Origin of the sequence: Acinetobacter sp. FDAARGOS_515 (genome assembly GCF_003938865.1) — a bacterium.
In the GTDB taxonomy this organism is placed as follows: domain Bacteria; phylum Pseudomonadota; class Gammaproteobacteria; order Pseudomonadales; family Moraxellaceae; genus Acinetobacter; species Acinetobacter ursingii.
This window is the reverse complement of record NZ_RKIX01000003.1, coordinates 2,430,529-2,456,944: the sequence shown is the minus strand read 5'-3', so window position 1 is coordinate 2,456,944 and position 26,416 is coordinate 2,430,529. Positions and strand designations below refer to the sequence as shown.

Below are 26,416 nucleotides of genomic sequence, written 5' to 3'. Positions count from 1 at the left end.
CTCATGGTATCGTTGCTTAAATGTGTTCTGAAACTTAAAGTTTTCTTAAAAAATAAAAGAACTTCTGCCGTAAAATAAAAAATAATTTACATTCAAAAAGTTAAATAACATTTATATAAAAAGACATTCATTTTAGCCTTCTATCTTATCTGCAATAAAATAGGATGACACAGGCCATAAATATGTTTTCGCAAAGTTTAACAGCCTTCTTTCATCAGTCCTTTTTATTTCTTCCTTTGGAGGAAAAATAAAGAGAGTTCAAACAATTATGAAAGAAGTCTAATCATTTATTAAAATTATGATGTGAATAAAAAACCCCATCATTCAGATAGGGCTATTCGCTATTTTTATAAGGTTAACTGGCTTGTTGATAATAAGGTGTATCGCCATTTATAGTTGCGCGATGCATAATTCGATGTGCATCTCCATAATCAAACAATGCCTTATGCTGAGTACAGCGATTGTCCCAAATCGCGACATCACCTTCTTGCCATTGCCAGCGCAAATGAAATTGTTCCTGAGTAGATTTCTCAAATAAAAACTCTAATAATTCATCACTTTCCTGTTGGCTTAACTCATTTATTCGGGTAGTAAAACCTTCGCTCACAAATAAAATCGGTTGTCCTGTCACAGGATGTGTTCTGACGACAGGATGAATAACAGGTGGATTACGTTTAAACGTTTGTAGCAGTTTTTCACGTTCTACCTCATTTGTTGCAAATCGTTCAATTGGGAAGGATTTTCGAATATCGTGAGTTGCCGTTAATCCTCTCAGCTTATGCTGCAAGTTGATATCAAGTCCAGTAAACGCAGCAACGCCACTTGACCACAGTGTATCACCACCTGTTGCAGGGATTTTTATCGCTTGCAGTACGCAGCCTAATGGCGGAGTTTGACTAAAAGTGACATCGGTATGCCAAAGCTCGTTATCGCGTAAATCCTGTTGCCAACTATCCAAAACTAACACTTCAGGTACATCTTCAATGGAAGGATAAATCGGATGGATATGCAAAGAGCCAAAACTACGCGCCAATGCTGCCTGAGCTTGTGGCGCTAATTGCTGCTCACGAAAAAAGATCACATGATGTTTCAATAAAGCCTGTTGAATTTCAGTTGTGTGCTGTTTGTTCAAATGATTTAAATCAACGCCAGTAATGATTGCGCCAATGGCTGGTTTGATTGTTTCGATAATTAAACTCATTTTATCGCCTATACCCTATAACTGCTGGCCATACCAGGGAGATAATTGCTGTTGTAACCAACGTAAAAATAATTCAAAACTGACCGCAACCACAGCAATCACGATAATCCCTAAAATCACCGTATCAGTAATTAAAAATTGCGCAGCCGATTGCACCATAAAGCCAATACCACGATCAGCTGCCACCAATTCTGCTGCGACCAATGTTGACCAACCCACACCAAGTCCAATTCTGATTCCTGTTAAAATGTGTGGTAAGGCTGTAGGCAAAATCACTTTCCAAAACACTTGTGCCTGTGTTGCACCGAGTGACAAAGCAGCACGTTCACGATTCAGCTGATGACTGATCACGCCATGTGTACTACTGATAATTACCGGTGCCAAAATCGAGAAAAAAATCAGCAAAATTTTTGTGGTTTCGCCAATACCAAACCAAATGACGAGTAATGGTAAATATGCCAAAGGTGGGATAGGTCGTAATAATTCAACCAATGGATCAAGCACCGCTCGCGCATATTTATTCAGCCCCATCCATAATCCAACCGGAACACCGATTGCAATGGCAGCAAGCAATGCAAATAAAACTCTGGAAATACTGGCCGCCAAATGTTGCCAAAGTGTGGCTTTCATAAAACCCTGCTGACTGACTTCCAAAAACTTTTGCCAGACTGCTTGGGGACTCGGTAAAAATAATGCAGGCACAAGATGTAAAGCAGTAATCAAAAACCACAGCAATAACACACTAAAAACACTCAACGCACTTAATGCCAGACGATGATGTCGAGTTAACCACACGCGAAAATTTCCGAAAGAACGCTGTGTTGGACGTGCTGTCGTATTACTCTTTGCGATCTGATTTTTGTAACTGACCGACTCAGTTCGACTATTCATGTCAACACCTCATGGCTAGGTTGTTTTCGTGGTTGCTTTTGTTCGCGTAGTCGCTCAAACAACTGTTCCCGCAAAGCGATAAATTCTGGATCAGATTTAATCGAACGAATCGACTCTCCTGCCCGATAACGCTCCGCAAAATTTAATTGCAATGTCTGCACAATTTTTCCAGGATGAGCGGTCATCAACACCAACTGTTGGCTCAGTAATAAGGCTTCTTCAATATCATGGGTGATCAGGAAAAAGCCCTTATTTTGCTGAATCCATAAATCCAGAACCAGCTGTTGCATCGTTTCACGTGTAAAGGCATCCAACGCTGCAAAAGGTTCATCCAATAGAATAAAAGGCGCATGACTGACCAAAGCACGCGCGATCCCCACACGCTGCTTCATACCGCCTGAAAGCTCCCAGATATTGCCTTTGGCTACATGAGACAGCCCCACAATGTTTAAAATCGAGGTCACTTGTTGTTCGATTTCGCTTTCCCTTAACCCTTTAAGCTCCAAAGCGAAACCAACATTTTGCTCGACATTGAGCCACGGTAATAAGGCATGATCCTGAAAGACCACCGCACGACGTGCATCAGGGCCGTTCAAAACTTCATCATCAATTTTGACTTGGCCTGTATCTACTTTTTGGAAGCCCGCCAAAATATTGAGCAATGTGGTTTTACCGCAGCCAGATTCCCCCAAAATTACATTCAAAGTGCCCGATTCAATCGAGAGATTGACATCCTGCAAAACAGGTAATGATTGCTTTGGAAACTGTAATTGCACATGTTCAGCTTTCAAGGTACTCATGGCACACTCCAATTATTGCAAAAAGGCGGTCGTGACATTTTCGGCATAACTTGCTTTAACTTGATCGACCTTGCCCTGACTTTTCAAAAAAGTCGCTGTATCGAAAATATTTTTAGCAAACTCGCCTGATAATGTTTTTTGTTGCTGTTCGAGATTGAGATAATCATTTCCTGACAATAACAATGGAATATCTTTTGGATATGAACCTGTCAGTTTGGCAATCTTGTCGATATTTGCTTGATCTTGCACAAATGCTTGCGGATTTTGCTGATAAGCATCGATTTGTTTCAGTGTGGTTTTAACAAAAGATTTGATGAAATCTGGATTCTTTTCTGCAAAGTCTTTACGCACCACCCATAGGTCATAAGTCGGCGCACCCCATTCCCCCACTTGTTTAGAGTCAGTAAGTACCTTCCCTGTTGCTTTGGCTTTGCTTAAAGCAGGTTCCCAGACATAAGTGGCATCAATATCGCCACGTTCCCAAGCCGCGGCAATTTCTGGTGGGCGTAAATTAATAATTTTGACCTGATTTTCAGAAATTCCCCAATGTTTCAGTGCAGACAATAAACTGTAATGGGTGGTTGAAACAAAAGGCACCGCAATGGTTTTACCTATTAAATCCTGTGGCGACTGAATGTTAGATTTTTGACTGACCACCAATGCCTCTGATCCACCCAGTTTTGCAGTAATTAAAAACACTTCAATAGGGACATTTCGGCTTGCTGCTGCAGCCAAGGGACTTGATCCAATATTGCCAATCACCACATCGCCTGAAGCCAACGCATTGACGACATCTGAACCCGCATCAAATTTTTTCCATTGAATGTGCTGCTTACTGTCTTTTTCATAATCACCGTTTGCCTGTGCAACTTTGCTCGGATCAACACCAGTTTGGTAGGCAATAATCACCGATTGACCACCGACACTTTGTGCAGCAGGTGTTTGATCTTGACCTTTACGATTTTGATAAATAATAAATGTAACAATCGCCACAAGGACGATTGCTGTAATCCATAAAGGTTTAGAATTTTTCTTACTCATAACATTTGATAAAAGTCGCTATTGTTATCAATGGTATGGCACTCTGCTTTATGATTTAAAATAATAAAAAATGGATTGCTTATGAATATTTTTAAAATAGAAATAATAAAACATGGCTCGATTCAATCATTCTTCCCAAGCTTATAAAATATCTATAAAGTGCTTGGATAAATTGATAAAAATACAGATAGCAGACAAATCATGTCGCACTACCCTAGTGCTTTCAATATTTTTTTGGCATGATGCAAAGTAGATCTCTCAAGAACAGTTATAAATGGAACAAATGCGTTGGATGGAGCTGCTTTCAGCAGTTCGTTTAGGTAGTAAAAAAAGTACAACAGAACTGGGACGAAGCCCTTTTCATAAAGATTATGATCGGATCATATTTTCACAAAGTTTTCGTCAGCTTAATCGTAAAACACAGGTTCATCCTTTCGCACTCCAAGATGGTATCCATACTCGTTTAACCCATTCCCTTGAAGTGTCTTGCATCGGGCGGTCGCTCGGCATGATGACCGCTGAAAAAATTAAGGATGATTTACCTGCATGGATTTCACCATCCGATGTCGGAGCCATTATTCAGGCGGCATGTCTCGCCCACGATATTGGCAACCCACCCTATGGACATGCAGGTGAATATGCGATTCGCGAATGGTTTGACGATGCTTCACATAACGATTTCCTAAAAGAACTTAGCCCTGAAGAAGAAGCTGATGTGCGCCAGTTTGAAGGGAATGCACAAGGTTTACGCTTATTAACACGTATTGATTATCATCCTGATGATGGCGGTATGCGTCTGACTCACGCTACGTTAGGTGCTTATTTAAAATATCCTTGGTTGTCTAAAACCATTGAGTCACAAGGCGACCGTCCTTCCAACCAACGTGCAAAATTTGGTTGCTATCAGACTGAAAAAGAAATTTTGGTCGAAATTGCTGATCAGCTTGGACTGATTCAATTGGGTGAATATCATTACTGTCGTCATCCTCTGACTTATTTGCTCGAAGCAGCAGATGACATGTGTTATGCACTGATTGATCTGGAAGATGGTATTATTTTAAATATGCTGACTTATGAAGAAGTTGAGCCTATTTTTCTAAATTTAATTGCAGATTATGGGATTCCTGACGAATTGGGTCAACGTAATACCACTTGGCAACAAAAAATTGCCGCTTTGCGTGGACGAGTCATGAAACGCCTGGTTGCTGAGGTTTCCAGTGCCTTTGCCCGACATCATGTTGAAATATTATCAGGACAATTACAGGGAACACTTTTAGAATATTGCCCTGCGGATATTGGCGTGGGAATCGAAAAAGCCAAAGATTTGGCGCGCAATAAAATTTTTGAGCATCGGCAAAAGTCCGATCTGGAAATAATTGCACATAGTAGTTTGCAATCGATTCTGGATGCATTTATTCCATTGTCCGTACCGCAAAAAGCTTTGAGTTTTAAAGAGAAACGGCTGATGTCCATTTTGCAGCAATTTGGTGCCAATTTTCAGGACAATCACTACCAAAATATTATGCAAATATTGGATATTATTAGTAAATTTTCAGATCACCAAGCTTATGATCTCGCTCAGGTACTACAAGGTCGTCGTGCCAGTTTTATGTAATGTCGGGATGATTTCGGACATCTAATTTTTATATTATTTTAGGAAATAAGTTTTCAATGATCGGTTGTTTAATTGGTGAAGTATTTGCACTGGAAGCACCTACGGTACTCCTGAATGTCAATGGTGTTGGCTATGAAATTGATACGCCACTTTCAACATTTTGCCAACTCCAAAAAGGGCAAAAAGCAACCTTGTGGACGCATTTAGTGGTGCGTGAAGATGCTCAACAACTTTATGGTTTTTTAGAAGCACAGGAAAAGACCATTTTCCGTACCTTGCTGAAGGTTAATGGTGTTGGCCCTAAAATGGCACTGGGTATTTTATCGACTTTAAGCGTTGAGCTTTTGATCCAAACCATTGAACATGATGATATCAATACCTTGGTGAAAGTTCCGGGTGTGGGTAAAAAGACTGCTGAACGTTTGATGATCGAACTTCGTGACCGTTTCAAAGCACTTGCAAATCAAGGCAGTGCGACCTCAAACAATAGTATTTCGCAAATTCAGTTTGTATCTAACTCTCCTGTTGCCGAAGCGGAAGCTGCATTACAATCATTAGGCTACAAACCGATTGAAGCACAAAAAGCAGTGGCTGCGGTGAAAGCTGATTATACTGAAGCCGCAGACTTAATTCGTGCTGCACTCAAATCAATGATGAAGTAACCAATCATGCATGACCGTTTAATTAGTGGCAAAGAAAAACCAGAAGATCAATTCGATCGTGCCATTCGACCAACTTCTTTGGCAGACTATATTGGTCAGCCCGTGGTACGTGAGCAAATGGAAATTTTCATTGGTGCTGCGCGTGGTCGTGGTGAAGCACTGGATCACACCCTGATTTTTGGTCCACCCGGACTCGGTAAAACCACACTTGCCAATATTATTGCCCGAGAAATGGGAGGCAATTTAAAATCCACTTCTGGGCCTGTGCTGGAACGGGCTGGTGATTTGGCTGCCATGCTCACCAATCTTGAAGAAGGCGATGTGTTATTTATCGATGAAATTCATCGTCTTTCTCCTGTTATTGAAGAAATTTTATATCCAGCGATGGAAGACTATCAACTGGATATTATGATTGGCGAAGGTCCAGCGGCACGTTCAATTAAACTGGACTTACCGCCGTTTACACTGGTTGCTGCAACAACACGCGCAGGCTTGCTCACCTCACCGTTGCGTGATCGTTTCGGGATTGTGCAACGTTTGGAATTTTATTCGGTTGAAGATTTAACGCATATTGTCACTCGCTCTGCCAACTTAATGGATGTACCGATTACCCGAACAGGTTCCGAAGAAATTGCGCGACGTTCGCGTGGTACACCACGTATTGCCAATCGTTTATTACGTCGTGTACGTGACTATGCTCAGGTCAAAGGCACAGGTGAAGTCACTCAGGACATGGCACAACGCGCACTGGACATGCTTAATGTCGATAAATCTGGCTTAGATACACTCGACCGACGTTACCTGAGTATGATACTGGAACGCTTTGAAGGTGGTCCCGCAGGAGTTGAAGCCCTTGCTGCCGCAATGGCTGAAGATAGTGGGACTTTGGAGGATGTCATTGAGCCGTATTTGATCCAACAAGGCTACGTGATGCGAACTGCACGAGGCCGAATTGCGACCAATCAAGCTTATGCGCAATTTGGAATCACCCCACCTGAGCAGCGATAAGCAAAACAACGTTTTGCCGCTGCGCAAGACGAGAAGCTATGCTTCGAGTAAACGCGTTAAGAAAACTTCAAGCATCTTTTTAAGGCTTTTTAGCGGCGCAAGACGAACAGCTATGCTTTGAGTAAAAGCGTTAAATAAACTTCATGCATCGCTTTAAGCTTTCTTCCGCAAAACGAAGAGTAACTTTGGAAATCAAAACTAAAAATGTTATTCCCTAGCAAAGTGTAACTTTTGTTTTTAAATTCAAAAACCTAGTAATTATCTTTACAATAACTTACAATCCAGTCGCTTTTAAAGCCCTGTTTTAAAAGAAAATAGTACAATCTGGAGTAAAAATGAAAAAACTAGTTTTTGTAGGCCTTATAAGTTTATTGAGTTCTGGGTGTGCTACTCAGACTTATTTACTATCCAATCAAGGAAATAGCGCGCCATCATATAATAAAATGCAAGCTTTTTTTGTTTCAGGCATTGGGCAAGAAAAACAAATTGATGCAACTAATATCTGTGGTGGCGCAGATAAAGTTGCAAAAGTTCAAACCAAAATAACCTTTTTGAATGGTCTTCTTGGACAAATTTCATATGGTGTATATACACCACGTCAAATCTTAGTTTATTGCAAATAGCACTGGAGAAAAAATATGAAAAATATCATGGCAATACTAATGATTGGCAGTATAGTATTAACTACAGGCTGTGCAACACAAACTGGCCTAATTCATAAAAGTGCATCTGTAACACCTAAATACTCTGAATCACAATCATTTTTTCTTTCTGGTATTGGACAGGAAAAACAAGTTAATGCAGCAAATATCTGCGGTGGAGCAGATAAAGTTGCAAAAGTTCAAAGTAAACTTGAACCAAAGGACTTATTCTTTGGAATCATTACTTTAGGCATTTATACACCACATACAGCAAATGTATATTGTCAAGAATAATTTTTTAAAACTACCTTAATCATACTAAGGTAGTTATTACATCTTAATCCACAGATAATCTTAAAATTAAAATCAACTGAATCGAGCTTGTTTAATTATTAGACGTAATTATCATCTCCACCAACAAGATGTTATTTATTACTATTTCCATCCTGTCATTGAAGCAATATCATTCCCTCAATTGCTCACAGTATGTAGAAATAGGTTAAAAATATGGCTAATCTTTTTGAGTTCAAAATTCGCGTATATATTGAAGATACAGATGCTGGTGGTATCGTTTATCATGCCAATCATATCCGCTTTATGGAACGGACTCGTACAGAATGGCTACGTGCTTCTGGCATCGATCATTATTGGCATCAAAAAGATTATAATTTTGTCGTACATAAAATCGCATTGAAATACATGCGTCCGATTATGATGGACGATATGATTACTGTTACAGCGAGTGTACTTTCATGTAAAGCTTCGTCATTTGTATTGCAACAAAATATTTATCGTGGTGAAATCATGCTTGCTTCTGGCGAGGTTGAACTGGCATGTTTAAACACAGAAATGCGACCACGCCGACTCCCTGATGAAATTCGCAATCTTATTCTTCAAGAACTGGAACAAGATTAAAAAAACATACTTTGGCACATGTAACTATGGCAACACAGATCCAATCTTCTCTACATATTTCTGATCTTATTTTACAAGCAAGCCCTGTCGTTCAGGCAGTCATGCTTTTATTACTTTTGGCATCAATTTATAGCTGGTATCTGATCGCCAAGTTACATATGGGCTATAAGAAAGCGGCACAACAAGATGAGCATTTCCAAAAAATGTTCTGGTCGGGTGCTGAACTCAATACGCTTTATAACAATGCTCAGTTAAATTCAAAACGTCATGGTCTGGAAGATATTTTTTATCAAGGCTTAGGCGAGTTTTTTAAACTAAAAAAACGTCATGCTACTGCAAACCAGACCATTGAAGGAACTGAACGTATTTTACGTGTCGGTTTAAGCCGCGATCAAAGTATCCTTGAACAAGGGCTTGGTGCATTGGCCAGTATTGGTTCAGTTGCGCCTTATGTCGGTTTATTTGGAACCGTTTGGGGCATCATGAATGCGTTTATTGGCTTGGCTGATGTCGATCAGGTAACACTTGCTACCGTTGCGCCAGGGATTGCCGAAGCCTTGATTGCCACTGCAATCGGTTTATTTGCAGCCATTCCTGCGGTACTCGCTTTTAACCACTATACCGCGAAAGGCGAAGCGATTTATTCAGATCGTGCGCTTTTTGCTGAGGAAATGGTGGCATTATTACAACGTCAGTCTGTGGGTTCTACACAGGAAGAAGTTTAATGACCATTCAGCGTTCAGGACGCTTTGAGCGTATCAAAAAACCATTAAAAAGTGATATGAATGTCGTGCCGTATATCGATGTGATGCTCGTATTACTGGTGATTTTCATGGTAACAGCACCGATGATTACCAGTGGGATCAAAGTTGATTTACCGCAAGCGACCAATACTCCGATTGAAACCAAAGAACCCGCGATTGTCACATTAGGACAAGACGGCAATATTTATCTGAAATATAAAGAACATAACGAAGAACAAGTTTCTTTATCTCAGTTAAAAGAAATTTTAGGTGATGCACAAACTCAAGCAGACGAAAGCAATCAAAAAATAACGGTATTGGTTAACGGTGAAAAAACCAGACCATATGGTGATGTGGTTTCTTTAATGTCAAGCTTGCAAGAAGCGGGTTTAACCCAAGTTGGTCTACTCACTGAGCCATTAAAGTAAGTTATGAAGAATTTTCAAAAGCCACCTTTTCAGGAAAAAGCAATTGCAATTGGTTTTACGCTTGGCGTACATGCCCTTGCAATTGTCGGCTTGCTTTATTTAGGTTTAAGTAAACCGCCTGAACCACCTAAAAAAATCACAACTGTGCTGGTCAATCCTGCGGATTTAGCGATTCCTGTTCAAGAAACAGAAACAACGAGCACCCAAGTTGCTGAACAAATTCAAACTACACAAGAACCTGAAGTTACAGCACCTGTTATTCCAAGCAGTCCAACACCTCCCCCTGCTTTAACCAAATCCACTGAAGCCATTGAAAAAGCCAAAGCGGAAGCAGCAGAAAAGGCGAAACAACAAGCCGACGCGAAAGCTGAAGCTGCTGCTAAAGCAAAACAGCAAGCTGACGTGAAAGCCAAAGCAGAGGCCGCGGCTAAAGCACAACAACAAGCGGATGCTAAAGCAGAAGCAGTGGAAAAGGCGAAACAACAGGCAGATGCCAAAGCTAAGGCAGAGGCCGCGGAAAAAGCGAAACAACAGGCGAATGCTAAAGCTGATGCAGCAGCAAAGGCAAAACAACAAGCGGATGCCAAAGCTAAAGCTGATGCAGCAGCTAAAGCAAAACAACAAGCGGATGCCAAAGCTAAAGCTGATGCAGCAGCTAAAGCAAAACAACAAGCGGATGCCAAAGCTAAAGCTGATGCAGCAGCTAAAGCAAAACATGAAGCGGATGCCAAAGCCAAAGCTGATGCAGCAGCAAAGGCAAAACAACAGGCAGATGCAAAAGCTAGAGCAGATGCGGCAGCAAAGGCAAAACAACAGGCAGATGCAAAAGCTAGAGCAGATGCGGCAGCAAAGGCAAAACAACAGGCAGATGCAAAAGCTAAAGCCGATGCTGCGGCAAAAGCGAAACATGAAGCAGATGCAAAAGCTAAAGCCGATGCAGCAGCAAAAGCAAAACATGAAGCAGATGCCAAAGCGAAAGCAGAAGCGGATGCCAAACGAAAAGCTGAGGCAGATGCGGAAGCAAAAGCCTCGGCTGCCAAGCAAGCCACTGAAGAAGCGGCTCAGAAAAAAGCTGACGCTAAAAAAATTGCATCCACAGCAAAACGTGATTTTGAGCAGAAAATCTATCGCACTTGGGATATTCCAATGGGATCATCGGGTAAAAAAGCAACTGCTCGTGTCACCTTAACCGACAGTGGTGCTGTTGCCTCCGTGATTGTAAATGCAAGTGATCCAGATATGAAAGCGAGTGTAGAAGCTGCTGTTCGTTCAGCCGCACCTTACCCGATGCCTTCTGATGCAGATGCACGTCGTGAAGCAAGAACTTTCACATCAACATTTACTGCTAAATAATATTTTGGTCATAATTACATGGTTTAAATGGATTTTGACCCTGTAATTATGCTAAATACTTTTATTCCACAAAAATGAGCCGCTCTCACAATACGACTATGGATATGAATCGCAAACATCTCTTATCAATCGCTATCATTACTGCACTGAGTTCAGCTTTTGTTCCCCAAGCATTTGCACAACTGCATCTTGAAATCGCCAAAGCACCAGAACAAGCACCTAAAATTGCGATTGTTCCCTTTGCCAATGATCAATCCATTTATCCTATTGTTGAAAATGACCTAAACCGTTCGGGTCGTTTTACCAGTGCATCCAATAATTTACCTGTTACAGGTGCCATTGATCAGATTCAGACAGATGCATGGCAAGCGGCGGGTATTCCTTATGTTGTTGTGGGAAATATCAAGCCTGCCGCCAATAATAGCTCTGAAGTGCATTATCAACTTTATGACGTACAAAAAAAGCAGTTTTTGTTGAATGAATTATTAACCGTACCCAATTCGCGTGTGCGTCAAGCTGCACACATGATCAGTGATGCCATTTATCAGGCATTAACAGGGATTCAAGGTGACTTTAGTGGCCGTATTGCCTATGTCCTACGTAACCCCGCCACACCTGAACAGCGCTATACTTTACAAATCGCAGATACTGACGGCGAGCAGCCTAAAACGGTGTTGTCTTCGCGTGATCCGATTCTTTCACCTGCATGGACACCTGACGCAAAAAAAATCGCGTATGTTTCGTTTGAAACAAAACGTCCAGCGATTTATTTACAAGATTTGGCAACAGGTCAACGTGAAGTGTTGGCTAGCTTTAAAGGTCTAAACGGCGCGCCAAGTTTTTCACCTGATGGTAAGTCGATGTTGTTTACTGCATCTATGCATGGCAACCCAGAAGTCTATCAAATGAATCTGGAAACCCGTCAACTGCAACGGATGACCAATGACAGTGCGATTGATACAGAAGCTCGTTATGCGCCAGATGGAAAGTCTTTTATTTTTACTTCTGATCGCGGCGGTTCAGCACAAATTTATCGCTATAGTTTTGATGATGCTTCTGTTAACCGACTCACTTTCCGAGGTGCTTTCAATGCCCGTGGAACTTTAAGTGCAGATGGAAAAAATATTGCACTGGTACATCGCCCATCGGGTAGCAATTACAAAGTGGCTATTATGAATATTTCGACGGGCATCGTAAATATTTTGACCCCAACCAGTTTAGATGAATCGCCAAGTTTTTCACCAAATGGCCAAATGGTGGTTTATGCCACTCGCGAAGGTAATCGTGGGCTACTCTCTGTGATGTCCACAGATGGTCGATTCCGCATGAATTTACCAAGTGAACAAGGCGAAGTTCGTGAACCTGCTTGGGCACCTAAATAAATTGGTCGCCTAAATGACGATAAAGCACTTATATTTTTTAACTGAATTAGATGGAGATCACAATGAAAGCCGTTAAATTATTCGTTTTACCCGTACTCGCAACTGCTGTCATTATGACAGGCTGCGCAAGCCGTAAACCTGCTGCTGAAATTCAAGCAGGAAATAATCCAAATAGTGCTGGCACTGTCAATACATCTGGGTTGAGTGACGATGCTGCATTAAATGCTCAGAACCTAACAGGTGCGTCATCAAAAGGTGTGACTGCCGCAAATCGTGCTGCACTTGCAAAACGTGTGGTTCACTTTGATTATGACAGCAGTGACTTATCTTCTGAAGATTATCAAACGCTACAAGCGCATGCTCAGTTTTTAATGGCAAATGCAAATTCACGTGTTGCGCTCACTGGGCATACCGATGAACGTGGTACACGTGAATACAACATGGCTTTAGGTGAACGTCGTGCCAAAGCCGTTCAAAGCTTTTTGATTACCAATGGTGTCAATCCGCAACAATTAGAAGCGGTGAGCTATGGTAAAGAAATGCCTGTAAATGCAGGGCATGATGAAGCAGCGTGGAAAGAAAACCGCCGTGTAGAAATTAACTACGAAGCTGTTCCACCCCTATTGAAATAATGATTCTTTAGATCATCAAAATCGCTTAAAGTCTCAGACTCTAAGCGATTTTTTAATTTAGGGACTTTGTTGTTCCTGCTCTGCCTTAGGCGGATGCATGGATTCAATTAAATCGTGTTTATTAAACTCTTTATATTCAGGTTTTGCCTCATACCCCTTCCACGCTTCATCTACAGACTCTTTTGAAATTTCATCGAGACTAATCGCTTCGTTTGGGGTTGGCATCGCACCGAAAGTTTTGGTCGTCATGCCTCGTCTCCTCTGGTACAGATTTTTCATGTCCTTATTGCTATTCAACATAGCACGTTGCCAAACACTTGCAAGCATAAAATCGCAACAAATAAAGTCATATAATTTTTCTTTTAGGTCGATCTCATCTACACTATAGCCATTTCTAAACGACCCTTTTCATTTTGGAGTTTTCCTGTATGTCAAACCTGAATTTGACGCAATATTTACAACAACAATCAGGCCATTTGACACCTGAACTTGCTCAAGTGATTGAAACCATTGCCGCTACTTGTAATACCATTGATCAGGCATTACAAAAAGGTGCTTTGGCAGGCATTCTGGGGAGTGCAGAAAATGAAAACGTTCAAGGTGAAACCCAGAAAAAACTGGATGTTATCTCAAATGATTATTTAATTGATGCATTAAAAGTTCACCCACATGTCGGTGGTTTGGCGTCTGAAGAACTCGATGATTTCACACCCGCTCAAGCAAATGGTAAATATTTGGTGTTATTTGATCCACTTGATGGTTCTAGTAACATTGATATCAATATGTGCGTCGGTACCATCTTTTCAATTTTACCTGCCAAAAATGCAGTCACTCAAGCGGCTGATTTCATGCAAGCTGGAACTGAACAAGTTGCAGCAGGTTATGTTTTGTATGGCCCATCTACGATGTTGGCTTTAACTGTTGGCAATGGTGTTGCATTCTTTACTTATGATCCAGAAAGTCAGCAATTTATTCTGACGGCTGATCAAGTCAAAGTCAGTGAAGAGACACAAGAATTTGCCATTAATGCTTCTAACCAGCGTCATTGGGAGCAGCCTGTAAAACGTTATATTGATGAACTTCTTGCAGGAAAAACCTCAGTTCGTGCAAAAGACTTCAATATGCGCTGGGTCGCATGTATGGTGGGCGATATTCATCGTATTTTATGTCGTGGCGGTATTTTCCTTTATCCTTATGATTTAAAAGATCCAAAGAAAGCAGGACGTTTACGTTTAATGTATGAAGCCAACCCGATGAGCATGCTGATCGAACAGGCTGGTGGCGCATCTACGACAGGCCGTGTCCGTATTTTAGAGATTCAGCCCACTGAATTGCATCAACGTGTCCCTGTGATCATTGGCTCTAAACAAGAAGTTGAGCTGGTAACCAGTTACCATTAATTATTTTTTATAGCGATGATGCTTCACCGCATCATCGTGGATTTTCTTTTATGGCTATTATTTTTCTTGAATCCAAAGACAACGCTAAAATTAAGCATTTGCGCAGTCTCATTGAGCAACAAGCCTACCGAAAAAAACAACGTCAAACGGTGCTTGAGGGAACTCATCTGTGCCTGTCATGGTTGCAGGAAAAAGGCAAACTTGTCTCGCTTTTTACTACTGAAGCTGCTTTAGAGCATTCAGACATACAAGCGATTATTGAACAATATAATGGCGCTGTTTTTGTCATTAGTGAAACTTTGTACAAAGATATTAGTACATTGGGCACCAGTTTGGCTTGTCTCGCGGTGATAGATTTACCGCAAAGTAGCACAGCGCTGGATTTTCAGGCAGATACGCTTATTTTGGAAAATATTCAGGATCCAGGTAATGTAGGTACCCTTTTACGCTCCGCTGCTGCTGCCAATATCAAACAAGTTATTTGTACTAAAGGCTCTGCATCGCTTTGGTCACCTCGCGTACTCCGTGCAGGTATGGGTGCGCATTTTAGTTTACATACCTTTGAAAATATTGAACTTGAAAGCTTACTGGATCAATTTAACATCCCAGTATTCGTTACCAGTTCACATCGTTCAAATAGTTTATACGAACAAAATTTAACCAATCCTTGTGTCTGGATTTTAGGTAACGAAGGTCAAGGCGCCTCTGATTATGCCCTCGCCCATGCACAAGCAGTCGCGATTCCACAGCCTGGCGGACAGGAATCTCTTAATGTCGCAATTGCAGGCTCAATTTGCTTTTTTGAAATGGTTCGACAACGTCTTTAAATCGTTAATTTATATTAAAGCGGCTCAATCATTTGAAAAAAATCATTTAAACTTAAATCTGTCAAAATAACATCTTATATTGTCAACCTATTCTTTCTTTTCTGCGTTATATAGTAGGTAACTGTAAAAAAGGAAGAATGGGGATCGAATGACAGGATTTTCCATTTCTATGGACTTAGCGCCAAAGCAGTCTGGATCAGAAGTTGATAGTGTTCATGTGAATACGGCTGAGCATCGCCTAAAACATTTTATGAATGAAGTCACAGGACGCGCGCTGGTCATGATGGAAAGTGCAACACAGGGGCAACAAGGTATAGCGATGGATTTGGTACAGGAAGCTTTTATTTCTTTACACAAATCTTATGCCGATAAAACTCTTGATGAATGGTATCCCCTGTTCTATACGATTTTAAATAACAAATTACAGGACTGGCGACGTAAAGAAGCGCGCCGATCTAATCCTTTTTCTTTTTTTAAAAAGGTGAGTCTTGATAGTGATAATGATGAAGTCATTGAGGTTGTTGATGAAACAACGCTGAATCCTTCAGATTTTTTAAGTCAGGAAGTCACCATTGAAGAAATTCAAGAAGCCATTGCAGAACTTCCGCTACGTCAGCAGCAAGCATTTATGTTACGTGCGTGGGAAGGTTTTGATACACAAACCACTGCACAGATCATGAATTGTAGCGAAGGCAGTGTAAAAACACATTATCATCGCGCTATTCAAGGGCTTCGTACTGCTTTAGCTCATTTAAATCCATCTTTGGGAGGTTCATCAGATGAATCGAGATGATTTTACCAAGCAGGTAACGTCCAAGCTTGATGGACTTGCACGTCACCATAAGCATAAACCTCAGGTCATCGCCAACGTTTTGGATACAATTAAGCGAGAACCACGTTCTTTTTATCATATCTGGAAAATGTCTGGCTTTGCTCTCGCTGCGGCGATTACAGGATTTGTCATTTTACCTGCTAGCTTTGATACGTCGGATCAATCACAAAATCAGGTGATGGCAAGTCCAAAACTTTCACCACAAATGGTGGAAGATTTGGAAATGCTGAGTGTTTTAGGTGAGGATAAAGTTCCACATGGTAGCTAAAAAAATAGCATTAGCACTTTGTGCACTTGGTTTCTTACAAACCAGTTTTGCAGGATTTGAACGCTTTTGGATATTTTCAAAAAGTGCAGATACGCAGGTGAATGAAACATGGAATACCTTATCTGAAAATGAACAACGTGCATTAATCAAACGTTATCAATCATTAAAGGATGATTCCAAAGATCAAACCGTTGATTTACAGCAACGGATGGACTGGTTTACGCAGTTACCTGAGCAAGAAAAGCAAAAAATGCGTGATGCATGGCAGAAAATGAGTACTCAAGAACGCAATGATTTACGCAAACGTATGCAAAAAGCCCCCTTAGAGGAACGGGCTGCCATCCGCGAGGAATATATTGAAAAATATTTGATGCCCTAAATGACGCTCATAAAAAAACCAGTTTAAAAACTGGTTTTTTTATTCCCCTTAAATTTTGTTGCCACGTATAGAGTGATAGTAAATCTGGTTACGACCTAATTTTTTTGCACGATACAAAGCTTGATCGGCATAGGACAGTAGTTCTTGCTGATCAATATTTGTCTCCCCCCGATAAACGGTAATTCCTAAACTAATTGTGACTTGATCTGAAATTAATGACTTTTCGTGTAGAATTTCAAGTTTTTCAATAGATTTATAAATATTAGATGCAACTGCATAAGCGCCTTGTGCATCAGTTTCAGGCAATAACACGACAAACTCCTCTCCACCATAGCGAGCGACAAAATCCATATGCCGAATCGAGTTTTTGATCGCTTTAGCCAAACTAGCAATCACATGATCCCCCATCTGATGACCATAAAAATCATTATAGTTTTTAAAAAAATCGATATCGATGAATAATATACCCAACGAACTCTTATCTCTTCGTGCCTGTAAATAAAACACATCCAGCATTTCATCGAAAGTTCGTCGATTAGAAAGTTGGGTTAATCCATCATGCTGACTCAGATGTAAAAATTCAGAGGCATGAATGCGCTGAATATTTTCATTAATTTCAGAAAGTTTTGCATTTAAAAACAACATTCTTTCTTTAGATACCAACATTGAACTAATGGCAAAACCTAATAAACAACTCCCGATTAAAGCGCGCGTTAAAATCACCAGATGAAAATCAATATTAAAAACTGTAAGCCACGTCAACGTAATCAATGCAGATAGCATTCCGACCATTAACATATGTATAGGTTTTAGCCCACTCAGAATAAAACCCAACATATATATAAATGAGATCAATAACATTGCCTGATTTTTAAGTGCTTCACTCTGCACAGTCATCATCAGAATTGATGTGACAACAATTGCCCAAAGCACGATCGTATAGGCTGCCTGATAAAAATATGGCCTTAATGATGAAATTTTGGCAAAAGCGACATAAACCAATAAACATACCGCCCCATTGATCACGCTTAAAAGACATCGAACAAAATCTGAAATAAAATATTGTTTCTCGATGACCATATAATCACCAGGAACCGTCAATAACATAAAAATAATATAGGTGACGAGACCGCTCCAAAAAAATTGAATAGTATTTAGCCGTGTACGCTCAATATGCATATTCCAGAACTGCTTTTCCAATACCCTTGGTAAAGCCCGATTGGTCTGTTTTTCACGTACATGTGAAAGCTGTTCAACTTCTTCTTTTCTTTTATGAAGCTCGTCAAGGTTGTATTTATAATCCATTACACCCTGCAAGAAATCATCCTTATTTGAATAAAAATAATACACTTAACATGACTTTTATCAACCTGATTTCGCTTTTTATCCATAAAACTGTTTACCATTTTGAGCATATATGGATTATCATCTGTTTTATTTTTCAGTTTGAATCGCCTTGGATACTATTACTCTTCTTCAGCCCGATGACTGGCATGCTCATTTACGTGATGGCTTAGCACTACAACGTACTGTTCCTGATTTAGCTCGTCAATTTGCCCGTGCAATCTGTATGCCTAATCTGGTTCCACCAGTAAAAACTGTTGAAGAAGCACTGGCCTACCGTGAACGCATCATGGCGCATGTACCTGAAGGAATAAATTTTGATCCGCGTATGGTGTTGTATTTCACTGATCAAACATCTCCAGATGAAGTCCGTAAAATTAAAGCTTCAGCACATGTCAATGCAATTAAGCTCTATCCTGCTGGTGCAACCACCAATTCAGACAATGGGGTCAGTGATATCCGCAAAGTCTATGCGGTGATTGAACAACTCGAAGAACATCAGGTTCCATTATTACTGCATGGTGAAGTCACTCATCATCATGTAGATATTTTTGATCGTGAAAAACGTTTTCTTGATGAAATTTTATCGCCATTATTAAAACAATTTCCAAAGCTTAAACTGGTTCTTGAACACATCACCACCAGTGAAGCTGCACATTTTGTACTTGAACATGATCGCAATGTCGCAGCAACCATTACTCCACAGCATTTGTTATTTAATCGTAATGACATGCTGGTTGGTGGAATTAAACCGCACTTCTACTGTTTGCCTATTTTAAAACGTCAAACTCACCAACAAACACTGATTGAAGTTGCAACCAGTGGTAATCCAAAGTTTTTCTTGGGTACAGATAGTGCACCGCATTCGAAAAATGCCAAAGAAAATGCATGTGGCTGTGCGGGCTGCTATAGTGCCCCAACCGCAATTGAGCTATATGCACAAGCGTTTGATCAAGTCGGTAAAATTGAGAGACTTGAAGGATTTGCCAGCCACTTTGGCGCAGATTTTTACGGTTTACCGCGTAATACGACGACGATTACATTGGTCAAAGAGGAACAAACCATTCCAGAACAACTCGATTATCTGGATGGTGAAAAAATTATTCCACTGTATGCAGGTAAAACTCTTCAATGGAGGAAAGTGTGAACCAACAAATCAGCGCTCCACCCGTGATTGGGCAGCGTTTTCGTGGTTTTTTACCTGTTGTGGTCGATGTCGAAACGGCAGGTTTTAATTCACAAACAGATGCTTTACTCGAAATCGCCTGTATTCCGATTGTTTATAACGAAGCGGGCCAGTTTGTACCTGGTGAAGCTTATCATGCGCATATCAATCCATTTGAAGGCGCCAATCTCGATCGAAGATCTTTAGATTTTATTGGGATTGATCCTTTTAACCCTATGCGTGTGGCTATGGCTGAAGATGAGAAAACAGCGCTACGCCGTATTTTCAAATCTATCAATGAAGTCCGTCGTCAACAGCAATGTACCCATGCTGTACTGGTTGGTCATAATGCTCATTTTGATCTTGGATTTTTACAAGCAGCCATTGCACGGACATCAACCAAAAATCAGAATCCATTTCATAGCTTTTCAGTTTTTGATACTGTCACTTTAAGTGCGGTGATGTTTGGTCAAACTGTTTTGGCAAGAGCCTGTATTCAGGCTGGAATTGAGTTTGATGGTAAAGAAGCCCATTCAGCTTTGTACGATACCCAAAAGACGGCTGAACTGTTTTGCTATATTTTGAACAAACTCGCACCCTACTTACTTGACACTTTACCGGCGGATTCTTAAGATACCGCCATCCTCAACGTCCCTATCGTCTAGAGGCCTAGGACATCGCCCTTTCACGGCGGTAACCGGGGTTCGAATCCCCGTAGGGACGCCATTTTTTAAATCCATTCTTTTTTATTGTGCTTATTGGCTATTGTTTGTCTGCCTCAAGATTGCACATTTCTAATTTTTCTCTACAATAACGCGCTTCTCCATTTTGAACGTGACGTTGTGTATGCAACCATCTGAATCTTCAAATACCGCCTCATCCAATGATTCTGCGCCGTTAAAACGAGCAATGAGTACCCGCCATTTAGTCATGCTTTCTTTAGGCGGTGCAATTGGTACAGGTCTTTTTTTGGGCTCAGGTGAGGTGATTTCACAAACAGGTCCGATTGGTGCAATCCTTGCGTATATACTCGGTGGATTGATTGCTTATATGGTCATGCTGTGTTTAGGTGAATTGGCCGTACACATGCCTGTTTCTGGTTCATTTGGTGCTTATGCTGCCCAATATATTGGTCCTAGTACAGGTTATATGGTGTCATGGCTCTACTGGCTGACATGGACAGCAACGCTAGGCACAGAGTTTACTGCGGCTGCCTTACTGATGCAGGAATGGTTTCCCCATATTTCAATGTGGATCTGGACGCTTATTTTTGCTGTCACTATTTTTACACTTAATCTGAGTTCGACTAAAATTTTTGCTGAATCCGAGTTCTGGCTCTCTCTCGTTAAAGTAATAACAGTAATCAGTTTTATTATATTGGGCTTACTTGCTATCGTTGGGCTAATACCCTTTCATGGTTATGAAACAGCGCCTTTATTTAGTAACCTGACCGCTCAAGGCTGGTTTCCTCAAGGACTCATGCCAATTTTCGCAACCATGCTGATTGTGAACTTTGCTTTTTCAGGTACAGAGCTGATTGGTGTTGCAGCAGGAGAAACCAAAGACCCTGCGGATAATGTACCTAAAGCAATTAATGCTGCGATCTGGCGCTTACTGATTTTCTTTGTCGGGACAATCATTGTGATTAGCGCTTTATTGCCTTTTGAGCAAGCAGGTTTAGGTGGTCATAGTGTGAGTAATAGCCCATTTGTCACCGTGTTTAATTACATTGGGATCCCTTATGCAGATGATATTATTCGTTTTGTGATTATTACTGCCCTATTATCAGCAGCAAATTCAGGTTTATATGCTGCTTCACGGATGATGTGGTCACTCTCTTCACAGCAACATTTACCGCGTATTTTTTCTAAACTCACAAAAAGTGGCACACCTATTGTTGCCTTAATTGTGACTATGTTCGGTGCAATTCCAGGATTATTATCTGAACAATTTGCCCCTGAAACGATTTTTAAAAATCTCTTGGGCGTAGCAGCGTTTACCATGGTTGTGGTTTGGATGAGTATCTGTTTAAGCCAGTTTAATTTCAGAAGACAATGGTATAAAACAGGTCATACCATTCAGGATTTAAAATTTGCAGCACCATTTTTTCCGATTGTGCCCATTCTAGGATTTTTCTTCTGCTTGATTACTTGCCTAAGTATGGCGGCAGATCCTGAAATGTGGACGGGTTTTATCGGTTGTCTTATTTTTATTGCGCTATGCTACGTGAGCCATTTTATATTTTATCGTAATACAAAAAATTAAACGCTAATAACTTCATTTTTCTAGCAAAAGTGTAGCAAATCGCTACACTTTTTTTGTTTGTATGGCTGGTATCTCCAGACCTCTCAATGCTACAGTCAAATCAAGCATAAGAATAATTGATACCATGACAATGAAACTAATTTTTATACACGGTGCACAACAACAAGGCTTTGATGCTCAAGGCTTACAAGATCACTGGTTAAATATTTTTAAACTCGGTTTGGATCATCTTGATGTTCAGGTTCCATTTCAAAATCTTAATCTAGCTTTCCCTTACTATGGTGATTTAATACATCAACATCGATTGGCACAATTAGATACGCCCTTAGATGCTTTTATGCCACAAGCATGGCAAGACTGGCATTTGCCCTATTTACAAAATCCTGAACCGCAACAGATTGATCAGGATCGAAAATTAATTCCTTTATTGGCGAAACACCATGAGGAGTTAAGTTTAACTTCGCGTTTATATTTGTTTTCGCATTTAGCCAAAGATCATGTATTACGTGAATTTGTGATGTTATTAAACAAATTTCCCAAATTGCATGAAAATATGTTGCATCGATATATTCTGGAAGTGTATTTATATCTCGCCAATCCAGATTTTATGAATGATGTACATCAGCGTGTGATTCAATCTTTTGACGAAGATGAAGAATACATTATTGTGGCACATTCACTCGGAACGGTGATTGCCTATAATTTACTGCAACAGCTTTCAAAGAAAGTAAAAATAAAGCGCTTCATTACTCTTGCTTCACCACTGGCTTTTCGAGTGGTGCAATCCAGACTAAATCGTCCAACAGAACAACTCGAAGCCTTGCAAGGAGATTGGCATAATTTTTATTCGCATGAAGACTATTTGACCACTTTTCCACTTGATCATAGTTTTTTCAATTTTCAACCGTCGATTATCAATCAAGGAATTTCGACTTTTGCGCATAAACCTCATGAGATCGTAGGTTATTTACAGCATCCTTTAGTGGTACAAAGCATTATTGAATCGATTTGCCCAAATGAAGCCTTGAGGCTAGATCCAGAACAAGCGAGTTAAAACTCAAGTTTTTCAGTGAAATTGGAAAATTCAGCACAAAGTAAATTTTACATTTTAATCGTTATATAGCACATAGCCGTGTCCTCGACAAAATGCAGCCAAAGCCAAACCTGAATGTTTAGCCATCTCAATCGCCAAACTGGTGGGGGCAGAAATACATGCGAGTAAGGCAATGTTCAGTCGAGCACATTTTCGTACCAATTCATAACTGGCTCGACTGGTCATGAACACAAAACCATTGGAAACATCCAATTGTTGCTGTGCAATATATCCAAGTAACTTATCCAGTGCATTATGTCGTCCTACATCTTCAAACAAAATGCAAATTTCACCATTCACTACCCATGCAGCGGCGTGTGCTCCTCCAGTCAATGCTGTGATTTTTTGTTTTGCATTTAACTGTAAAACTGCTTGTGGAATATCATTGAGCCATGTCGATAAAAATTTGGTACTGACTGACGTTACATCCTGATGAAGCTGTTGTAGACTTTCTATCCCACAAAGCCCACAACCAGTTCTTCCAGTCATAGCACGACGATGCTGCTTCAATGCCGCAAAAGCACGCGATGAAATCGTCATCTCCACCTGAATACCTAGCTCATTTTCTACAATGTCAAGTGTGTAGAGTTCAGCGAGATGTTGCAGAATACCTTCCGATAAACTAAAACCTTTGGCAAAGACGTCAAGATCCGTCGGAGTCACCATCATCACGGCATGAGAAATTCCATTGTAAACCAGTGCTACAGGGGTTTCTTGCACAACATCGTCTAACTGCTCCTGAACACTTCCATGACTATAACGCTGAACGATCAAAGGTTCATAACCTAATGGCGACTGTAAGGTATCATCCATCGATTTTTCCTTATCAGGAAACGGCGCTTTTGACACGCCATTTCCACATGAATAGAACACTAACTGACTTTCGCCGTAGCAATAATTTGATCGGCTTTTTCAGGATCAACCTCTGCCGCTAGATTGAAATGTTCAGGTGCATGTCCTGCATGCAAAATCACTGGCACACTTTTAGAAGCTGGTATCTTGGCGTATTTGTCATGGCTACTCAGCGCCACAAGTGGATTAGTTTCAGGATAGTAAGCCGCCAAACTTCCACGCGGGATGTTATAAGGCACAATCCGAAAACTATGCACGATGCGCTTTATTCCATCTGAATAAATACTTTCAATATCGACCCATTGATCAGGCTGGAAACCTGCTGCTTCAATATCCTGTTCATTCATAAATAAGACACGGCGCTGTCCATATACTCCTCGATAACGGTCATCCAGACCATACAAAGTCGTATTGTATTGATCATGCGAACGTGTGGTCATGAGTGTATAGACTTTAGCTTCAGTGTAGGCATCTGCATAACGATGTTCGTGATCTGCATAAACTTCCGAAATCGGAGTAATTAAAAATTGTGCCTTGCCACTTGGCGTATTCCAGATATGTTGATTGGCAGGATGTTCTAAATGAAAACCACCGGGTTGATAAACACGCTGATTAAAGTCATGAAACTCATCAAAGACTTCCGAAATTGCATCACGAATACGATCATAACTTTCGATATACCAACGCCATTTGATTTGACTCTTAGGCAAGGTTGCTTCGGCAATTCTGGCGATAATATCGGGCTCAGAGAGTAAATCTGATGAAATCGGTTCATTGCGTCCAGCAGACAAATGTACATTACTCATAGAATCTTCGACGGAAATCGACTGTGGCCCATGTTTTTGGATATCAACTTCAGTACGCCCCAGACAGGGCAACATCAAGGCATCTTGTCCACAAACCAGATGACTTCGATTCATTTTTGTAGTGATATGTACCGTCAAATTACAAGCACGTAAGGATTGCTGAGTATATTCAGTATCAGGTGTGGCAACCGCAAAATTCCCTCCTAAGCCAATGAAAACTTTGACCCGCCCTTCTGCCATCGCTTTAATGGTTTCAACCACACCCATGCCATTTTCTCGCGGAGATTGAATACCAAACACCCGATCAATATTGTCCAGCATTTTAGGACTTGGCAGTTCATTGATACCCATGGTGCGGTCACCCTGAACGTTACTATGACCACGAATTGGTGCCAAACCCGCACCAGGACGACCGATATGCCCTCGCGCTAACATGAGATTGGCGAGCATATGTACATTGGCTGTACCATGACGATGCTGGGTAATGCCCATGCCCCAACAGAAAATGGCACGTTTGGATTCAAGATAAAGCTTGGCTAATGCCTCCAGATGTTCAGGGCTAAGACCTGTATGCGGATGAATGTCTGACCATAAGGTATTTTGCACTTCTGCCAGCATTTCTTCAAAACCAACCGTATTCACCGCAATAAATGAGCGATCAAATACGCTTTCCTTCGATTTGGCAATCGCCTGTTGATCCCACTCTAGCAGGTGTTTAAGCATTCCAAACATAATGGCATAGTCACCGCCCACTTTCGGTTGAAAATAATAGCGGCTAATCGGTGTGCTACCATTGGTGATCATTTCCAAGGGTGCTTGTGGATCCTGAAAACGCTCCAAGCCACGTTCTTTTAAAGGATTAATTGCAATAATAGTTCCACCGCGTTTCGATACTTCTCTTAAGGTCGCGAGCATTCGAGGATGATTGGTCCCCGGATTATGCCCGAAACTAAAAATTGCATCCGCCTGATCGAAATCATCTAGTGTCACTGTCCCCTTACCTAAACCAATCGAATCTTTTAAACCGACGCTGGTGGTTTCATGGCACATGTTGGAACAATCAGGAAAATTATTGGTGCCATAACTTCGCACAAAAAGCTGATACAGGAAAGCAGCCTCGTTACTGGCTCGTCCTGAGGTATAAAATGCGGCTTGATTAGGATCATCCAATGCCTGTAGATGCTTGGCAATCAACTCAAAGGCCTCATCCCAGCTAATTGGAACGTATTTATCCGTTACGACATCGTAACGCATCGGATCGGTAATCCGCCCTGCATCTTCCAGAAAAAAGTCACTTTGTTCAGTTAACCAGCTTACCGTATGTGTTGCAAAAAACTCAGGACTGACACGTTTACTGGTGGCTTCAAATGCAACTGCTTTTGCACCATTCTCACAAAAATTAAAAGCATGCGCATCTTTCTTCTCTGGCCATGCGCATCCCGGACAGTCAAAACCTGTCGGCTGATTAATATTGAGCAGTGAAATAGAACCTTTTTTGAACGTTTCCTGACGTTTTAAATTTCGAGCTACACTGAGTAAGGCTCCCCAACCTCCAGCAGGTTGATCGTAGGGTTCAATTCTTGCATAGCCATGATCGTGTTCTGGCTTTTGATTATCATGATCCATCACTTCACCTGCTGTTATTTATATTGTAAGAGACGATTAGACACATTAAATTCATCATCGAAAGCAAATCGTGGTTCTATATTTTCTGGTTCTATATTTTCTGGTTCTGGAATTTTATATATCTGGGTTCAATGTTTGGACTTAATGTATCTTGATCTTTGAATGAATATCTACTTTTCAAACCCGATTTTCAATGCGTTATTACATAAATCTAAACAGATCAAAATAAAAAACTCCACAAAAGTGG

General features: G+C 40.8%; 28 protein-coding genes and 1 tRNA gene. 21 read left to right on the top strand and 8 right to left on the bottom strand.

Translation table 11 applies throughout. The annotated features are described in order from the left end of the window. Positions 1–355: 355 nt before the first annotated feature. From tauD to tauA, 4 genes are read right to left on the bottom strand one after another with little or no spacing between them, the layout of a single operon-like run. The gene (gene tauD, locus EGS47_RS13480; protein WP_004986814.1) at positions 356–1,201 is read right to left on the bottom strand and encodes a taurine dioxygenase; all 846 of its coding nucleotides are present in this window, start codon (positions 1,199–1,201) and stop codon (positions 356–358) included. Between the two features lie 15 nt (positions 1,202–1,216). Beyond that, positions 1,217–2,092 carry a taurine ABC transporter permease TauC gene (gene tauC / locus EGS47_RS13475; protein WP_104794791.1) on the bottom strand — a complete coding sequence of 292 codons (876 nt, stop codon included), beginning with the start codon at positions 2,090–2,092 and terminating at the stop codon, positions 1,217–1,219. Further along, complete coding sequence (locus tag EGS47_RS13470; protein WP_104794790.1) at positions 2,089–2,892, bottom strand: taurine ABC transporter ATP-binding protein; 804 nt, start codon at positions 2,890–2,892, stop codon at positions 2,089–2,091. Before EGS47_RS13470 ends, tauC begins: the two co-directional genes overlap by 4 nt. A gap of 12 nt (positions 2,893–2,904) precedes the next feature. Then, complete coding sequence (tauA, locus tag EGS47_RS13465; protein WP_004986820.1) at positions 2,905–3,933, bottom strand: taurine ABC transporter substrate-binding protein; 1,029 nt, start codon at positions 3,931–3,933, stop codon at positions 2,905–2,907. A 274-nt stretch (positions 3,934–4,207) separates the two neighbouring features. Here tauA and EGS47_RS13460 point away from each other — a divergent pair, with 274 nt between their 5' ends. The 11 genes from EGS47_RS13460 (at position 4,208) to pal (ending at position 13,312) form a co-directional block, all read left to right on the top strand. Continuing rightward, positions 4,208–5,548 carry a deoxyguanosinetriphosphate triphosphohydrolase gene (locus tag EGS47_RS13460; RefSeq protein ID WP_004986824.1) on the top strand — a complete coding sequence of 447 codons (1,341 nt, stop codon included), beginning with the start codon at positions 4,208–4,210 and terminating at the stop codon, positions 5,546–5,548. A gap of 56 nt (positions 5,549–5,604) precedes the next feature. Then, positions 5,605–6,210, top strand: a complete 606-nt coding sequence (ruvA, locus tag EGS47_RS13455; protein WP_004996820.1) for a Holliday junction branch migration protein RuvA — start codon at positions 5,605–5,607, stop codon at positions 6,208–6,210. A gap of 6 nt (positions 6,211–6,216) precedes the next feature. Then, positions 6,217–7,218, top strand: coding sequence for a Holliday junction branch migration DNA helicase RuvB (ruvB, locus tag EGS47_RS13450; RefSeq protein ID WP_005004883.1), 1,002 nt, complete (start codon positions 6,217–6,219; stop codon positions 7,216–7,218). A gap of 335 nt (positions 7,219–7,553) precedes the next feature. Beyond that, positions 7,554–7,841, top strand: coding sequence for a Bor family protein (locus EGS47_RS13445; protein ID WP_005004884.1), 288 nt, complete (start codon positions 7,554–7,556; stop codon positions 7,839–7,841). A gap of 15 nt (positions 7,842–7,856) precedes the next feature. Continuing rightward, positions 7,857–8,153: a Bor family protein gene (locus EGS47_RS13440; protein WP_005004885.1), complete on the top strand. Its 297-nt coding sequence runs from the start codon at positions 7,857–7,859 to the stop codon at positions 8,151–8,153. A 213-nt stretch (positions 8,154–8,366) separates the two neighbouring features. Beyond that, on the top strand, positions 8,367–8,774 hold the full coding sequence (ybgC, locus tag EGS47_RS13435) for a tol-pal system-associated acyl-CoA thioesterase (RefSeq protein WP_004986831.1): 408 nt from the start codon (positions 8,367–8,369) through the stop codon (positions 8,772–8,774). A 26-nt stretch (positions 8,775–8,800) separates the two neighbouring features. Then, positions 8,801–9,499, top strand: a complete 699-nt coding sequence (gene tolQ / locus EGS47_RS13430) for a protein TolQ (RefSeq protein WP_005004888.1) — start codon at positions 8,801–8,803, stop codon at positions 9,497–9,499. Further along, positions 9,499–9,945, top strand: coding sequence for a protein TolR (tolR, locus tag EGS47_RS13425; protein WP_125269730.1), 447 nt, complete (start codon positions 9,499–9,501; stop codon positions 9,943–9,945). Before tolQ ends, tolR begins: the two co-directional genes overlap by 1 nt. A gap of 3 nt (positions 9,946–9,948) precedes the next feature. After that, complete coding sequence (gene tolA, locus EGS47_RS13420) at positions 9,949–11,298, top strand: cell envelope integrity protein TolA (protein ID WP_125269729.1); 1,350 nt, start codon at positions 9,949–9,951, stop codon at positions 11,296–11,298. Positions 11,299–11,396: 98 nt separating this feature from the next. Continuing rightward, entirely contained in the window at positions 11,397–12,680 is a 1,284-nt protein-coding gene (gene tolB, locus EGS47_RS13415) for a Tol-Pal system beta propeller repeat protein TolB (protein ID WP_035272143.1), read from the top strand. A gap of 62 nt (positions 12,681–12,742) precedes the next feature. Further along, the gene (gene pal, locus EGS47_RS13410) at positions 12,743–13,312 is read left to right on the top strand and encodes a peptidoglycan-associated lipoprotein Pal (protein WP_004986839.1); all 570 of its coding nucleotides are present in this window, start codon (positions 12,743–12,745) and stop codon (positions 13,310–13,312) included. Between the two features lie 57 nt (positions 13,313–13,369). Here the strand turns inward: pal and EGS47_RS13405 are convergent, their stop codons facing one another. Continuing rightward, positions 13,370–13,561 carry an NF038105 family protein gene (locus EGS47_RS13405; RefSeq protein ID WP_005004901.1) on the bottom strand — a complete coding sequence of 64 codons (192 nt, stop codon included), beginning with the start codon at positions 13,559–13,561 and terminating at the stop codon, positions 13,370–13,372. A gap of 179 nt (positions 13,562–13,740) precedes the next feature. Between EGS47_RS13405 and EGS47_RS13400 the strand changes: the two genes are divergently transcribed. From EGS47_RS13400 to EGS47_RS13380, 5 genes are all read left to right on the top strand, one after another. Then, the gene (locus EGS47_RS13400; protein ID WP_004986849.1) at positions 13,741–14,712 is read left to right on the top strand and encodes a class 1 fructose-bisphosphatase; all 972 of its coding nucleotides are present in this window, start codon (positions 13,741–13,743) and stop codon (positions 14,710–14,712) included. Positions 14,713–14,762: 50 nt separating this feature from the next. Beyond that, positions 14,763–15,539, top strand: coding sequence for a TrmH family RNA methyltransferase (locus EGS47_RS13395; RefSeq protein WP_049176157.1), 777 nt, complete (start codon positions 14,763–14,765; stop codon positions 15,537–15,539). Between the two features lie 169 nt (positions 15,540–15,708). Next, positions 15,709–16,332: an RNA polymerase sigma factor gene (locus tag EGS47_RS13390; RefSeq protein WP_004986856.1), complete on the top strand. Its 624-nt coding sequence runs from the start codon at positions 15,709–15,711 to the stop codon at positions 16,330–16,332. Next, on the top strand, positions 16,319–16,639 hold the full coding sequence (locus tag EGS47_RS13385) for a hypothetical protein (RefSeq protein WP_004986858.1): 321 nt from the start codon (positions 16,319–16,321) through the stop codon (positions 16,637–16,639). The genes EGS47_RS13390 and EGS47_RS13385 overlap by 14 nt, the downstream gene beginning before the upstream one ends. Further along, positions 16,629–17,018, top strand: a complete 390-nt coding sequence (locus EGS47_RS13380; RefSeq protein WP_119686883.1) for a DUF3106 domain-containing protein — start codon at positions 16,629–16,631, stop codon at positions 17,016–17,018. Before EGS47_RS13385 ends, EGS47_RS13380 begins: the two co-directional genes overlap by 11 nt. A gap of 48 nt (positions 17,019–17,066) precedes the next feature. Here the strand turns inward: EGS47_RS13380 and EGS47_RS13375 are convergent, their stop codons facing one another. Further along, complete coding sequence (locus EGS47_RS13375) at positions 17,067–18,323, bottom strand: GGDEF domain-containing protein (RefSeq protein WP_119686884.1); 1,257 nt, start codon at positions 18,321–18,323, stop codon at positions 17,067–17,069. Between the two features lie 151 nt (positions 18,324–18,474). Between EGS47_RS13375 and pyrC the strand changes: the two genes are divergently transcribed. The 5 genes from pyrC (at position 18,475) to EGS47_RS13350 (ending at position 22,846) form a co-directional block, all read left to right on the top strand. After that, entirely contained in the window at positions 18,475–19,509 is a 1,035-nt protein-coding gene (pyrC, locus tag EGS47_RS13370; RefSeq protein WP_119686885.1) for a dihydroorotase, read from the top strand. After that, on the top strand, positions 19,494–20,159 hold the full coding sequence (rnt, locus tag EGS47_RS13365; RefSeq protein WP_034697642.1) for a ribonuclease T: 666 nt from the start codon (positions 19,494–19,496) through the stop codon (positions 20,157–20,159). Before pyrC ends, rnt begins: the two co-directional genes overlap by 16 nt. 18 nt (positions 20,160–20,177) lie before the next feature. Continuing rightward, a tRNA-Glu gene (locus EGS47_RS13360) sits at positions 20,178–20,253 on the top strand. Positions 20,254–20,373: 120 nt separating this feature from the next. After that, a complete protein-coding gene (locus EGS47_RS13355; RefSeq protein ID WP_119686886.1) occupies positions 20,374–21,792 on the top strand; it encodes an amino acid permease in 1,419 nt (472 codons plus the stop codon). A 130-nt stretch (positions 21,793–21,922) separates the two neighbouring features. Then, positions 21,923–22,846 (top strand): hypothetical protein, encoded by a 924-nt coding sequence (locus EGS47_RS13350; protein WP_162897722.1) that lies wholly within the window; start codon positions 21,923–21,925, stop codon positions 22,844–22,846. A 54-nt stretch (positions 22,847–22,900) separates the two neighbouring features. Here the strand turns inward: EGS47_RS13350 and fdhD are convergent, their stop codons facing one another. After that, positions 22,901–23,698: a formate dehydrogenase accessory sulfurtransferase FdhD gene (gene fdhD, locus EGS47_RS13345; protein WP_119686888.1), complete on the bottom strand. Its 798-nt coding sequence runs from the start codon at positions 23,696–23,698 to the stop codon at positions 22,901–22,903. Between the two features lie 59 nt (positions 23,699–23,757). Then, positions 23,758–26,169 (bottom strand): FdhF/YdeP family oxidoreductase, encoded by a 2,412-nt coding sequence (locus tag EGS47_RS13340; protein ID WP_119686889.1) that lies wholly within the window; start codon positions 26,167–26,169, stop codon positions 23,758–23,760. Positions 26,170–26,416 lie beyond the last annotated feature (247 nt).

Bases quoted from the DNA above. Each gene is read 5' to 3' on its own strand.
- tauD (WP_004986814.1), bottom strand. From the start codon at position 1,201: ATGAGTTTAATTATCGAAACAATCAAACCAGCCATTGGCGCAATCATT.
- tauC (WP_104794791.1), bottom strand. From the start codon at position 2,092: ATGAATAGTCGAACTGAGTCGGTCAGTTACAAAAATCAGATCGCAAAG.
- EGS47_RS13470 (WP_104794790.1), bottom strand. From the start codon at position 2,892: ATGAGTACCTTGAAAGCTGAACATGTGCAATTACAGTTTCCAAAGCAA.
- tauA (WP_004986820.1), bottom strand. From the start codon at position 3,933: ATGAGTAAGAAAAATTCTAAACCTTTATGGATTACAGCAATCGTCCTT.
- EGS47_RS13460 (WP_004986824.1), top strand. From the start codon at position 4,208: ATGGAACAAATGCGTTGGATGGAGCTGCTTTCAGCAGTTCGTTTAGGT.
- ruvA (WP_004996820.1), top strand. From the start codon at position 5,605: ATGATCGGTTGTTTAATTGGTGAAGTATTTGCACTGGAAGCACCTACG.
- ruvB (WP_005004883.1), top strand. From the start codon at position 6,217: ATGCATGACCGTTTAATTAGTGGCAAAGAAAAACCAGAAGATCAATTC.
- EGS47_RS13445 (WP_005004884.1), top strand. From the start codon at position 7,554: ATGAAAAAACTAGTTTTTGTAGGCCTTATAAGTTTATTGAGTTCTGGG.
- EGS47_RS13440 (WP_005004885.1), top strand. From the start codon at position 7,857: ATGAAAAATATCATGGCAATACTAATGATTGGCAGTATAGTATTAACT.
- ybgC (WP_004986831.1), top strand. From the start codon at position 8,367: ATGGCTAATCTTTTTGAGTTCAAAATTCGCGTATATATTGAAGATACA.
- tolQ (WP_005004888.1), top strand. From the start codon at position 8,801: ATGGCAACACAGATCCAATCTTCTCTACATATTTCTGATCTTATTTTA.
- tolR (WP_125269730.1), top strand. From the start codon at position 9,499: ATGACCATTCAGCGTTCAGGACGCTTTGAGCGTATCAAAAAACCATTA.
- tolA (WP_125269729.1), top strand. From the start codon at position 9,949: ATGAAGAATTTTCAAAAGCCACCTTTTCAGGAAAAAGCAATTGCAATT.
- tolB (WP_035272143.1), top strand. From the start codon at position 11,397: ATGGATATGAATCGCAAACATCTCTTATCAATCGCTATCATTACTGCA.
- pal (WP_004986839.1), top strand. From the start codon at position 12,743: ATGAAAGCCGTTAAATTATTCGTTTTACCCGTACTCGCAACTGCTGTC.
- EGS47_RS13405 (WP_005004901.1), bottom strand. From the start codon at position 13,561: ATGACGACCAAAACTTTCGGTGCGATGCCAACCCCAAACGAAGCGATT.
- EGS47_RS13400 (WP_004986849.1), top strand. From the start codon at position 13,741: ATGTCAAACCTGAATTTGACGCAATATTTACAACAACAATCAGGCCAT.
- EGS47_RS13395 (WP_049176157.1), top strand. From the start codon at position 14,763: ATGGCTATTATTTTTCTTGAATCCAAAGACAACGCTAAAATTAAGCAT.
- EGS47_RS13390 (WP_004986856.1), top strand. From the start codon at position 15,709: ATGGACTTAGCGCCAAAGCAGTCTGGATCAGAAGTTGATAGTGTTCAT.
- EGS47_RS13385 (WP_004986858.1), top strand. From the start codon at position 16,319: ATGAATCGAGATGATTTTACCAAGCAGGTAACGTCCAAGCTTGATGGA.
- EGS47_RS13380 (WP_119686883.1), top strand. From the start codon at position 16,629: ATGGTAGCTAAAAAAATAGCATTAGCACTTTGTGCACTTGGTTTCTTA.
- EGS47_RS13375 (WP_119686884.1), bottom strand. From the start codon at position 18,323: ATGGATTATAAATACAACCTTGACGAGCTTCATAAAAGAAAAGAAGAA.
- rnt (WP_034697642.1), top strand. From the start codon at position 19,494: ATGGAGGAAAGTGTGAACCAACAAATCAGCGCTCCACCCGTGATTGGG.
- EGS47_RS13355 (WP_119686886.1), top strand. From the start codon at position 20,374: ATGCAACCATCTGAATCTTCAAATACCGCCTCATCCAATGATTCTGCG.
- EGS47_RS13350 (WP_162897722.1), top strand. From the start codon at position 21,923: ATGAAACTAATTTTTATACACGGTGCACAACAACAAGGCTTTGATGCT.
- fdhD (WP_119686888.1), bottom strand. From the start codon at position 23,698: ATGGATGATACCTTACAGTCGCCATTAGGTTATGAACCTTTGATCGTT.
- EGS47_RS13340 (WP_119686889.1), bottom strand. From the start codon at position 26,169: ATGGATCATGATAATCAAAAGCCAGAACACGATCATGGCTATGCAAGA.